Raw genomic sequence first — 12,231 nt, 5'->3', positions numbered from 1 at the left:
TCTCAGCGCGTTTTCATGCTAGAATTTGCGCAATTTTTTTGTACTTGATAAGTAGCACTGTAATGATCTTAGATGATATTCGCATCGTTTTAGTTAATACCTCACATTCTGGCAATATTGGTTCTGCGGCACGCGCCATGAAAACCATGGGATTATCAAAGTTATACCTTGTAGATCCAGCCTGTGAAATAGACAGTCATGCCAGCGCACTGGCTGCAGGTGCTACTGATGTACTTGGTAATGCGGTTATTGTTGATACGGTTGCCGATGCGATTGCTGATTGTGCATTAACTATTGGTACCAGCGCCCGTTCGCGTACGTTGTCGTGGCCTATGGTAGAGCCGCGTGAATGTGGTGAAAAGCTTGTTGGCGAAGCCGTAAATGGCCCTGTAGCGCTTGTATTTGGTCGTGAAAACAGTGGGTTAACTAATGAAGAATTACAACTGTGTAATTACCATGTGTGTATTCCTGCTAACCCAGAATACAGCTCGCTAAATTTAGCCATGGCAGTACAAACCTTATGCTATGAAACGCGTATGGCGTTTTTAAATCAACAGCCTAAAGCGGAACAAGAAGAAGACGACACCCTATATCCATCGTCTAAACAAACAGAGCTGTTTTACGAACATCTTGAAGACACCTTGTTTAAAACAGGCTTCATCATTAAGCAGCACCCAGGCATGGTAATGACTAAGCTACGTCGCTTGTTTAATCGTGCTCGCCCTGAAGATGCTGAAATGAACATATTACGAGGTATTCTTACCTCAATTAATAAGTCTATAAAATAGCAATTAGTTATAAATAGCGCCCTTTATTGCTCTACTAATACTTGACTAAATTACTCAGGTAATTACAATAGACCCAATACTTGACCAAAACAGTCGGGTATTGCAAGTTTATCGGCTGGCATTCGAGGCTAGCCAATCAGGATAATACTTGACTAATCTACTCTGGTAATTAAAATTTGCACTCTTTTGTGCGGGGGGCGTTATGAAGTTAACATCAAAAGGCAGATACGCCGTTACAGCCATGCTGGATGTTGCACTACATGCAAATATAGGCCCTGTAGCGCTTGCAGATATTTCGCAGCGCCAAGAAATTTCTTTGTCTTATCTTGAGCAATTATTTGCCCGTTTACGTAAAAATGGGCTAGTGAGTTCTGTTCGAGGTCCTGGTGGGGGCTATTTACTAGGACGTGAGGCCGATGTAATTTCAGTTGGCGATGTTATCAATGCGGTAGATGAATCTGTTGACGCTACACGGTGTCAGCGAAGCAATACTGGTTGTCAAAGTGGTATGCGTTGTTTAACCCATACATTGTGGTCAGATTTAAGCGCACGAATTGAAGAATTTTTAAATAATATTACCTTAGCTGAACTGGTTGAAAAGTCGGACGTTAAAGCGGTCGCTCTTCGCCAAGAAAACAGCGTTAATGATGCAATTAAGCAGTTGGAAAATATTCAAGTAAGCTGTCAACTTTAAGGTTGACCTGCAGCGGAGAGAGAAATGAAGTTACCGATTTATTTAGATTACGCAGCAACTACGCCTGTTGACGAACGAGTTGCCAAAGAAATGATGCAGTGCCTGACTATGGACGGTAATTTTGGTAATCCAGCATCGCGTTCACACCGTTTTGGTTGGCAAGCTGAAGAAGTCGTTGACCAAGCACGTACTGACATTGCTGATTTAATTAATGCAGACCCACGTGAAATTGTATTCACATCGGGTGCAACAGAATCAAATAACCTTGCTATTAAAGGTGCAGCTCAGTTTTACAAGAAAAAAGGTAAGCATGTTATTACCGCTAAAACTGAACACAAAGCGGTTATCGACACATGTCGTGAACTTGAGCGTCAAGGGTTTGAAGTAACCTACATGGACGTTGAAGAAAACGGCCTACTTGATCTGCAAAAATTAGCAGACACCATGCGTGACGACACCGTGCTTGTAAGCATCATGCATGTAAATAACGAGCTAGGTGTAATCCAAGATATCGCTACAATTGGTGAAATGTGTCGCGAACGTAAAATTATGTTCCACGTAGATGCAGCACAAAGCGCGGGTAAAGTTTTAATCGATGTGCAACAAACCAAAGTAGATTTTATGTCATTCTCGGCGCACAAAGTATACGGCCCTAAAGGCGTAGGTGCTTTGTATGTTCGTCGTAAACCACGTGCACGTTTAGAAGCACAAATGCATGGTGGCGGCCATGAGCGTGGTATGCGTTCTGGTACATTAGCAACCCATCAATTAGTGGGTATGGGCGCAGCATTTAGAATTGCAAAACAAGATTTTGAAAAAGATCACGCACACATCAGTGCGTTGCGTAAACGCCTAATCGACGGCATTTTAACAGATATGGACGAAGTGTACTTTAACGGCACGCAAGACCAATCAGTACCTGGTATTGTCAACATTAGCTTTAACTTTGTTGAAGGTGAGTCGTTATTAATGGCTGTTAAAGATATTGCGGTATCGTCAGGTTCAGCCTGTACATCTGCAAGTTTAGAGCCTTCTTACGTATTACGTGCATTAGGTCGCAACGACGAGCTAGCGCACAGCTCGATTCGTTTTAGTATTGGCCGTTTTACTACCGAAGAAGAGATTGATTACACCGTTGAGTTAATGAAAAACTCGATTGGCCGTTTACGTGAAATGTCTCCTCTTTGGGAAATGCACCAAGAAGGTGTTGATTTAGATTCAGTTGAATGGGCGCACCACTAATTAGTGGAGCCCATACCTAGCAGGTAGTGAGGATAGAATTATGGCTTACAGTGATAAAGTAATCGACCACGTAGAAAACCCACGTAACGTAGGTGCTCTAGATAAGAACGATCCGTCAGTGGCAACGGGTATGGTAGGCGCACCAGCATGTGGTGACGTAATGAAATTGCAAATTAAAGTATCGGCGGAAGGCGTTATTGAAGATGCAAAATTCAAAACGTACGGCTGTGGTAGCGCAATTGCTTCATCTTCGCTGGTAACAGAGTGGGTTAAAGGCAAAACATTAGACGAAGCTGCGACTATTAAAAATACCGATATCAGCGCAGAGCTAGAATTACCACCAGTGAAAATTCACTGCTCAATTTTAGCCGAAGATGCAATTCAAGCAGCAATTGCAGATTACAAAAGCAAACATACAAACTAAGAGATATTCATGGCAGTGACATTGACAGATGCGGCAGCAAACCGCGTACAATCATTTTTAGCAAACCGTGGTAAAGGCATTGGCCTGCGAGTTGGCATTAAAACGACGGGCTGTTCAGGTCTTGCTTATGTTCTAGAGTTTGTTGATGAGCTAAACGATGACGATGAAACATTTGCGGCCAAAGGCGTTACCTTAATTGTTGACGCTAAAAGCTTAGTTTATATCGACGGCACCGAGCTCGACTACACTAAAGAAGGTTTAAATGAAGGGTTTAAATTTAATAACCCTAACCAAGCCGATGAGTGTGGCTGTGGCGAAAGCTTTACCGTTTAAGCTCAAACTTGTTTTGAATACCTAAGCTACTTGGGTATAAATAAGCCCTGCCAGTTAATGTAGGGCTTTGTCATTTGTGAGAAGTTATGCGTTATTTTGAGTTATTTGCAATACCGGTTGATTACAATATTGACTTAGCAATGATCAACAAGCACTACTTAGAACTTCAACGTGCTGTACACCCTGATCGCCATGCTAATGCCAGCAGTCGTGATAAATTAATGGCCGTACAAAGTACCGCTGAAATTAACGACGCATTACAAACACTTAAGCATCCGGTTAAACGTGCTGAATATATGTTGAGTGAGCTGGGCGTTGATATTCGCTCTGAGCAGCAAACACTGCAAGATCCCATGTTCTTGATGCAACAAATGGAACTGCGCGAAGAGCTTGAAGAACTTCCCTCTGCAAGTGATCCAGAGATCGCTATTGCTAATTTTGAGTCGCAAATAAAGCAATTAAAAGCCCAGTATAGCAACGAATTGGCTGAGCAACTTGCAAGCAACGATGAGCAACAATATCAACACGCCGCTGACAACATTCGCAAATTAAAATTTGTATATAAGTTACAAGACGAACTTGAACGCATTGAAGACAGTTTATTTGACGATTAATTACTTGCTGCAAAGCGAGCAACACGAGTTTAAAGAGCATTATGGCATTATTGCAAATTGCTGAGCCGGGGCAGAGCGCGGCACCACATGAACACAAATTAGCCATTGGAATTGATTTAGGCACTACAAATTCATTAGTGGCAACCGTACAAAGCGGCGAAGCACGCACTATTACTGATGAGTCAGGCGAAGCGATGTTACCCTCTGTAGTTCGTTATCAAGCTGGCGGCATTACCGTGGGTAATGATGCAATGCAAGCGGCTACACTCGACCCGGTTAATACGCTTATTTCAGTGAAGCGTTTTTTAGGTAAAACGCAAACCGAAATAGAACAAAGCTATGGTCAACTGCCTTATCAGTTTTGCGATGATGATGGTGCATTGGCTATCGAAACGGCTGCGGGAAAAATCAGCCCAGTTAAAGCCTCAAGTCATATTTTAAATGCTTTAAAAGTACGCGCTGAGCAAAGCTTTGGTAATCAAGATATTTTAGGGGCAGTGATTACGGTACCAGCTTATTTTGATGATGCACAGCGTCAAAGCACCAAAGATGCGGCTGAGCTTGCCGGTATTAATGTACTGCGCTTACTAAACGAGCCTACTGCCGCTGCCGTTGCTTACGGTTTAGATTCAGGGCAAGAAGGTATTATCGCCGTTTATGATTTAGGGGGCGGTACTTTTGATATCTCTATTCTGCGTCTTAATAAAGGCGTGTTTGAAGTGCTGGCCACCGGTGGCGATTCTAGCCTAGGCGGCGACGACTTTGACTCATTATTAGTTGATTACCTAAAACAAGAAACCGGCGTGACAGGCTTATCTCCTTCGGTATTACGCTTATTCATTAATAAAGCCAAAGCCTGTAAAGAAGCACTCAGCCAATACGAAAAAGTGAATGTTGGCCTTGAGTTTGACGATGAAAAATACATGGTTGAAGTAACGCGAGAAAAATTTAATGAGCTTGCTATGCCACTGGTTAAAAAAACGCTTCGTTCATGTCGTCGTGCAGTAAAAGATGCCGGTATTGAAAACCAAGAAGTATTACAAGTCGTGATGGTTGGCGGTTCAACCCGTATGCCATTAGTGCGTACTCAAGTCGGTGAATTTTTTGATAAACAGCCACTAACTTCAATTGACCCTGATCGCGTTGTTGCACTGGGTGCAGCATTACAAGCTGACGTATTAATTGGTAACAAGCCAGATTCCGACATGTTATTACTTGATGTGTTACCGTTGTCGTTAGGCCTTGAAACAATGGGTGGCTTGGTTGAAAAAATCATTCCACGCAATACCACGATTCCGGTTGCACGTGCGCAAGAATTTACTACGTTTAAAGATGGTCAAACGGCTATGTCGTTGCATGTATTACAAGGTGAACGTGAACTGGTTGACGATTGTCGATCGCTGGCAAAGTTCAGCTTAAAAGGTATTCCTCCTATGGCGGCGGGGGCGGCGCATATTCGCGTTACCTTTAAAGTAGACGCTGATGGTTTACTAAGCGTATCAGCCATGGAAAAATCAACGGGTGTCCAAGCAGAAATACAAGTAAAACCGTCGTTTGGTTTGTCTGACGACCAAGTTGCTAATATGCTTAAAGAGTCGATGAGTAACGCTAAAGGCGATATGCAAGCGCGTATGCTCAAAGAGCAACAAGTTGAAGCGCTTCGTGTAATAGAAGCGATGGAAGCCTCATTAGCTGCTGATGGCGATTTACTTGAGCCTGAGCAATTAGCGACACTAAAAGTGGAAATAAGCGAACTTGCGAAAGTACGCGAGAGTGCGCAAGAGCCAAGCGAAATTAAAGCGGCCATTGAAAAAATGGATAATGCGAGCAGTGATTTTGCCGCGCGCAGAATGGACGCGTCAATTAAAAAAGCCTTAACGGGTCAGTCAGTAGACAATATATAAGAGAGATTAGAATGCCACAAATTGTTTTTCTTCCCCATCCGGAGTTGTGTCCTGACGGTGCAGCAATAGAAGCGCCCGCTGGCGAAACGGTACTTGATATCGCGCTTAAAAATGGCATTAGCATTCCTCATGCCTGTGAAAAATCATGTGCATGTACAACGTGTCATTTAGTGATCCGTGAAGGTTTTGACTCATTAGATGAAAGTGATGATCTAGAAGATGATATGCTAGATAAAGCATGGGGTTTAGAGCCTGAATCGCGCTTAGGTTGCCAAGCAATTATTAGAGATGAAGACTTAGTGGTTGAAATACCTAAGTACAATCTCAATATCGTTAATGAAGAACACTAGTTTTTAATTAATGACTATCATATTAAAAGCCGCTGTTTGATACAGCGGCTTTTTTGTTTTAGGCGAAGATTTATGCCGCGCAGACAAATCTTTTGTAGACGTAGAGCTTTCTCAAGTTAGCCTTGCAGCGGCTCATTATTTGATTTTTTAGTGATTTATTCACCACAGAGAGCACAGAGAAAGTGAGCAAAGGCAAAGGTTTAGTGTTATTTACCTTAACCCCTCGGTGTAGCGCGAAGCGCCTTTGTATTCTCTGTGGTGTAAATATTTTGTAGGCGGGGCTTTACGCCGAGCAGAAGTAGCAGCGGGTTTATCCCGCGTCTTTTTAAAGTTAAAGGCGAAAGGCAAAAGGTTACGAGCGGCGGGCTGCGAGACGCGGGTAAATTAAAATAGCCTGTAGGCGCGGCTTTACGCCGCGCAAATGTGGTTAAAGGTAATAAAATTATGCACAAAGAGGTTAAGAGACGCTGCGCTTTTTGAGGAAGTGACAAAACAATTAATTACTCAGGCTAATGGTTAGTGTTTTCTCATTTTCTTCTCATTCACTTCTCTTTGTGCATATGCTTTTTAAAGCGGTTTTATCCCGCGTTTGTTAGTAATTTTATTTACCACAGAGATTACAGAGTGCGCAGAGGAAGTGAATAAATACAAAGGTTGAAGGTAAAGGGTTACGGGCGGCGGGTAAATTAAAATGAATAAGTCTTGTAGCGTTAACCACAAGGCTTTTTTAATTTATCGAAGCCCGAAGCCCAAAACCCGAAGCCCAAAACCCAAAACCCATTTTGGAGGTATATTTTGAGTGATCTTATTTTTTCAGACTCGTTTATTAACGGTGAATTTTATCAAACCAACTCACGCTTTAGCGTTGATGATCCGGCCACCGAACAAAGTATTGTTGATGTAAGTGATATTGACGAGCAAGGCGTAAAAAATGCCATAACAGCAGCACAAGGCGCTTTTGTAAAATTAAAAGCCACCAATGCGACCGAGCGAAGCGAAACCCTGATGCGTTGGTATGATCTAGTAATAAAGCACAAAAAAACGCTAGCTACACTTATGACTAAAGAGCAGGGAAAACCGCTTAAAGAATCGCTAGGTGAAATAGATTATGGCGCCGGTTTTATTAAATGGTTTGCAGAGGAAGCTAAACGCAGCTACGGTGATGTGATCCCTGCCACCGATAACAGTCATCGTTTAACTAGCTTCAAGCAACCTATTGGCGTGGTAGCAGGTATTACGCCTTGGAACTTTCCTGTTGCTATGGTGACTCGAAAAGTCGCGCCGGCTTATGCCGCGGGCTGTAGTTTTATACTCAAGCCTTCTGAGCACACACCATTATGTGCTATCGCTTTAGCTTATTTAGCTGATCAGGCTGGCTTTGTTAAAGGTGCATTTAATGTGCTTGTGTCACAAGATGCCAAAAAGGTTGGCAAAATGCTGACAGACTCAGAGGTGGTACGTAAGTTTACTTTTACTGGCTCTACAGGTGTAGGTAAGCAGTTACTCTCTCAATGTGCATCTACAATAAAGCGTACTTCAATGGAATTGGGGGGAAATGCCCCGTTTATAATATTTGATAATGCTGATATTGACGATGCGATTGATGGATTAATGGCGGCCAAATTTAGAAACTCAGGACAAGCTTGTGTTGCAGCAAATCGTATTTTTATTCAGCGTAATATATTAAATGACGTGCTTGAAAAAATTACACCCAAAGTCGCTGCGCTCAAAGTTGCGAACGGTTTTGATGAAAATGCCGACATAGGGCCGCTTATTTACCCCAAAGCAAAAGAGAAAGTGCAACAACTGATTAAAGACGCTCTTGATAAAGGCGCTACGCTAATTGGAGATAACAGCAATTTAGGTGGCAGTTTTCAAAACCCATTAATAGTCACCAATGTCACTACACAAATGGATATTTATCACGAAGAAGTGTTTGGTCCTGTATTAACGGTGATCCCATTTGATGAAGAAAGCGAAGTACTTGCGCTTGCTAATGACGTCCCTTATGGGTTAGCTGCGTACTTTTATAGCCAAAACATTAAACAAATCTATCGTATTAGCGAAGGGCTAGAGTTTGGCATGGTAGGTGTAAATGAGGGCGTTATATCAAACCCAGTTGCGCCGTTTGGTGGTGTAAAGCAATCAGGTCTTGGTCGTGAAGGCGGGCATCAGGGTTTAGATGAGTACTTAGAAGAAAAATACGTATGTATTAAGGTGTGATGGTTAAGACTGTTCCGATGAGTTAATAGTTGTAAGATAAAACCCGGTTAAATGTTGCTAGATAATGGGCTAAATGTTACCTTTTTAATATATATTTTTCGTAACAAAATAGTAAAAAAATTTCTATAAGTAGAAATACCCCCGTGTGTAAATGCCACCATTTGGTGGCATTTTTTTTAGCCCCTTTTTTGGCGAACCTTATCGCTTTGGTCTAAAATTACTCTATAAGCAGTGATTGGTGTTTAAACTTTGTATATAAGCTTAAAATAAAGTAATAACTATTCTTGTTTGTTTTTGTGAGTTTTTATAACCTCATGTTTTTAAATGTATATTTTTACTAAGCTGAGGTGTAATATGAAGTTTCAGGCTCTTTTGAACTGTTAGAATATGGTAATAATGTATAATTGTGTTTTATACATTTATAAATTAATATCCCGCAAATTCACCCATTAAAAAATAATGAAGCACCCACTATGAGTAGAAGAAATCAAGCAACGGTAGACCAGGAAGTTTCGTTTGGCATTGACGAAGAATTAGTTTCTACAACAGATTTACGAGGGGTTATCACCTATGCAAATGATAGCTTTTGTAAAGTTTCAGGGTATACCATCAATGAGTTAAAAGGGAAAAACCATAATATGGTTCGTCACCCAGACATGCCACCTGCGGCATTTGGTGATATGTGGTCTAATTTAAAAAGCGATACCGGATGGCGAGGAGCTGTAAAAAATAGATGTAAAGATGGGCGTTATTACTGGGTTGATGCATTTGTTACCCCTATTTACGAAAACGGTAAAAAAGTAGGTTATCAATCAGTTCGTCAACAACTCCTTCCAGAATATAAACACCGCGCAGAAAAGCTTTACCAACGTTTAAACAACGGTCAATCAATTACGCCTTTAAGTGAAAAATTAGCTGCATTTAAATTGCCTCTATTTATTGGCTGTGCCGCTTTAATTGCTTGGTTAACAAGTTACATGTTTTGGTTATGTTTGCTGTTTGTTCCTCTGCCTTTTGTTATTTTTTATGAAGAGTTAATTCGCTCGCAAAGCACAATCAAAAAAACCAAAGCAGGTCCAGATAGCGTATCTCGGCATATTTATTCTGGTAGCGATAGCCTCAGCTATAGTGATTTTCAGATTAAATTACTTGAGGGTAAAGTAACGACCATTGTTGGGCGTATTATTGATGGTACTTTAAGCCTTAGCAAAGGAGCTGATTCGCTTAAAGTTTGTGCTGAGGCTGCGCAGGCTGGCGTTGAAAAAGAAGCGTCTGAATTACATCAGGTATCGTCTGCGGTCGAAGAAATGGTGCATTCAATTGACGAGGTGGCTAAAAATACCTTAGTTACTAATCAACGAGTGCAACAAGCTCACCAAGATTGTGAGTCAGCAACGCAAGCCATGTCAGGGACAATGCGAGAGGTGTCGTTACTTGCAACTGAAGTTGATAACTCAGCAAGCTCTGCGAGCGAGTTAGCAACAGAGGCTGAAAAAATTGGTGGAATAATGCAAGAGATACAAGGGATTGCCGATCAAACAAATTTACTTGCACTCAATGCCGCTATTGAGGCCGCGCGTGCTGGTGAACATGGTAGAGGCTTCTCGGTTGTTGCTGATGAGGTACGTGCACTCTCAAGCAGAACGCATACCGCCACAGAGCAAATTCAAGTCTCAATATCTGAAATGCAATCTACGCTACTCAACTGGTCAAAAACAATGGAAGCGGGTAAACACGCTGCTGAAACATGTGTTAAAGAAACCCGTAATAGCCAAGATATCGTCTCAAAAGTCTATGCAGCAATTACAGATATTTCCGATTTAGCAACGCAAATATCAACCGCTGCGGAAGAGCAAAGCATGGTATCGCAAGAAATTAGCCGCAATATTTCCAATATTAGTAGTGCGTCTTCAGAAAACTTAGCCCAAGCGCATTGTGTAGGAGCAGAGTCTGATGCGATTGAAAAGCACTCTAAAGCATTAGCGTCATTAGGTCTTTCTTTCAAAGTAGGTTAGTAAAGTGAGCAAGGATAGCAAACAGTTAGATATAGGTACAGCCTATGATGTATCGTATTCTCAATGTGCAAATTTAAGTGCACAATTGAGAGTACTGCAGCACGAAATTAAAGCCGATTACTTATTTATTGCCTCTGTAAATGAAGATAAATTAGCCACTACGCAATTGGTTTTACATAACGCAGAGGTCGTTGATAACTTTTCTTATTCGCTAGAAGGCTCGCCTTGTGAACAACTACCTTCAAAAAGTGCGTGTTTTATAACGGATGAATTACAACAACACTACCCTGAAAATAAGCTACTAAAAACTATAAATGCGCAAGCTTACATTGGCGTGAATCGCCCCGTGTTTGCCAGAGACTCAATAACTTGAGAAACTGGAACTATGAAAAAATCAAATCGCTATACATCAGAATTTCGTGAACGTGCAATTAGGCTTGTTACCACACAACAGCATGAATACCCTTCTCTTTGGGCTGCGCTAGTATCGATTTCAGATAAACTGGGATGTACCCCAGAAACACTTAGAGCATGGGTCAAGAAATCTCAAGCTCAACCGTCTAAACCCTCTTCTAATACGCAATCAACTGAAGAACGCCTTGCCGTCTTAGAGCGCGAGAATAAAGAGCTCAAGCGAACGAATGATATCCTGAGGCAAGCTGCCGCTTTTTTCGCCCAAGCGGAGCTCGACCGCAAACAGAAGTAATAGTGGATTTTATTGATGCTTGCAGAGAGCATTACGGTGTCGAGTCAATTTGCAAGGAATTGCCGATTGCACCATCAACGTATTATTCTCATAAACAGATACAAAGAGAGCCTGAGCGACTGTCTAACCGCAAAAAGCGTGATGCTGAGCTGATAATACTCATTCGCGAAGTGTGGGAGGATAATATGTCAGTTTATGGTGCAAGAAAAATATGGAAGCAGCTACAGCTTGACGACCATCAAGTCGCCCGCTGTACAGTCGAACGATTGATGCGAGTTATGGGAATTCAAGGTGTTCGTCGGGGTAAAGCACATAAGACAACGATACCTGACGAGCAACAAGATAAGCCACTTGATTTAGTTAATCGTCAATTTACTGCTGAGCAGCCAAATCAACTTTGGGTAGCTGACATCACCTATGTTGCCACATGGAGTGGGTTTGTTTATGTCGCTTTCGTGATAGATGTTTTTTCACGATACATTGTAGGTTGGCGTGTATCAACGACAATGCACACAGAGCTTATTCTTGATGCGTTAGAGCAAGCTATTTGGCATCGTGGCAACCCCGAAGGGTTAATTCACCACAGCGACAGAGGCAGCCAATATTTGTCTATACGATACACTGAGCGACTTGCTGAAGCTGGAATTCAAGCGTCTGTAGGCAGTGTGGGTGACTCTTATGACAATGCATTGGCTGAAACAATAAATGGATTATTTAAAACAGAGATTATTCGCAGAAATGGCCCGTGGAAGAATGTTGATGCTGTTGAATACGCAACGTTAGAGTGGGTCAATTGGTTTAATAATCAACGCTTATTATCTTCAATTGGGTATATTTCACCAGCTCAATATGAAACAGACTACTATGATAATTTAAACGAGTCAGGTAAAGTGGCCTGACTTAAACAAACTGGTCTCCGATGAACTCGGGGCGATTCA

12 protein-coding genes and 1 other annotated feature are annotated in these 12,231 nt (G+C 41.8%); all 12 genes read left to right on the top strand.

Annotation, left to right across the window (positions count from 1 at the left end; translation table 11 throughout):
- Positions 1-62: 62 nt before the first annotated feature.
- The 12 genes from trmJ to L641_RS0117485 all read left to right on the top strand — a co-directional run bounded on the left by trmJ (position 63) and on the right by L641_RS0117485 (position 12,192).
- Positions 63-788: a tRNA (cytosine(32)/uridine(32)-2'-O)-methyltransferase TrmJ gene (trmJ, locus tag L641_RS0117545; RefSeq protein WP_010390589.1), complete on the top strand. Its 726-nt coding sequence runs from the start codon at positions 63-65 to the stop codon at positions 786-788.
- Positions 789-990: 202 nt separating this feature from the next.
- Positions 991-1,482, top strand: a complete 492-nt coding sequence (gene iscR / locus L641_RS0117540) for a Fe-S cluster assembly transcriptional regulator IscR (protein ID WP_008113921.1) — start codon at positions 991-993, stop codon at positions 1,480-1,482.
- A 24-nt stretch (positions 1,483-1,506) separates the two neighbouring features.
- Positions 1,507-2,724, top strand: a complete 1,218-nt coding sequence (locus L641_RS0117535; RefSeq protein ID WP_024602642.1) for an IscS subfamily cysteine desulfurase — start codon at positions 1,507-1,509, stop codon at positions 2,722-2,724.
- A gap of 40 nt (positions 2,725-2,764) precedes the next feature.
- A complete protein-coding gene (gene iscU / locus L641_RS0117530; RefSeq protein WP_008113923.1) occupies positions 2,765-3,148 on the top strand; it encodes a Fe-S cluster assembly scaffold IscU in 384 nt (127 codons plus the stop codon).
- 9 nt (positions 3,149-3,157) lie between these two features.
- Positions 3,158-3,481, top strand: coding sequence for an iron-sulfur cluster assembly protein IscA (gene iscA / locus L641_RS0117525; RefSeq protein WP_008113924.1), 324 nt, complete (start codon positions 3,158-3,160; stop codon positions 3,479-3,481).
- Positions 3,482-3,567: 86 nt separating this feature from the next.
- Positions 3,568-4,095, top strand: coding sequence for a co-chaperone HscB (gene hscB, locus L641_RS0117520; RefSeq protein WP_024602641.1), 528 nt, complete (start codon positions 3,568-3,570; stop codon positions 4,093-4,095).
- Between the two features lie 41 nt (positions 4,096-4,136).
- On the top strand, positions 4,137-5,999 hold the full coding sequence (gene hscA / locus L641_RS0117515; RefSeq protein ID WP_024602640.1) for a Fe-S protein assembly chaperone HscA: 1,863 nt from the start codon (positions 4,137-4,139) through the stop codon (positions 5,997-5,999).
- Positions 6,000-6,010: 11 nt separating this feature from the next.
- Positions 6,011-6,349 (top strand): ISC system 2Fe-2S type ferredoxin, encoded by a 339-nt coding sequence (gene fdx, locus L641_RS0117510; protein WP_008113929.1) that lies wholly within the window; start codon positions 6,011-6,013, stop codon positions 6,347-6,349.
- Positions 6,350-7,144: 795 nt separating this feature from the next.
- Positions 7,145-8,572: an NAD-dependent succinate-semialdehyde dehydrogenase gene (locus L641_RS0117505; protein ID WP_024602639.1), complete on the top strand. Its 1,428-nt coding sequence runs from the start codon at positions 7,145-7,147 to the stop codon at positions 8,570-8,572.
- A 473-nt stretch (positions 8,573-9,045) separates the two neighbouring features.
- Positions 9,046-10,587, top strand: a complete 1,542-nt coding sequence (locus L641_RS0117500) for a PAS domain-containing methyl-accepting chemotaxis protein (RefSeq protein WP_024602638.1) — start codon at positions 9,046-9,048, stop codon at positions 10,585-10,587.
- Positions 10,588-10,591: 4 nt separating this feature from the next.
- Positions 10,592-10,960 carry a hypothetical protein gene (locus tag L641_RS0117495; RefSeq protein WP_024602637.1) on the top strand — a complete coding sequence of 123 codons (369 nt, stop codon included), beginning with the start codon at positions 10,592-10,594 and terminating at the stop codon, positions 10,958-10,960.
- A gap of 12 nt (positions 10,961-10,972) precedes the next feature.
- A protein-coding gene (locus L641_RS0117485; RefSeq protein ID WP_223230517.1) for an IS3 family transposase occupies positions 10,973-12,192 on the top strand; the annotation gives its coding sequence in 2 pieces (ribosomal slippage) (positions 10,973-11,261 and positions 11,261-12,192; 1,221 coding nt in all).
- Positions 11,251-11,367, top strand: a sequence feature (AL1L pseudoknot). (Overlaps the previous gene by 117 nt.)
- Positions 12,193-12,231 lie beyond the last annotated feature (39 nt).

Origin of the sequence: Pseudoalteromonas sp. TB41 (assembly GCF_000497975.1) — a bacterium.
In the GTDB taxonomy this organism is placed as follows: domain Bacteria; phylum Pseudomonadota; class Gammaproteobacteria; order Enterobacterales; family Alteromonadaceae; genus Pseudoalteromonas; species Pseudoalteromonas tetraodonis.
Note: the sequence above shows the minus strand (reverse complement) of the source record. Positions and strands in the feature narration are given on the sequence as shown.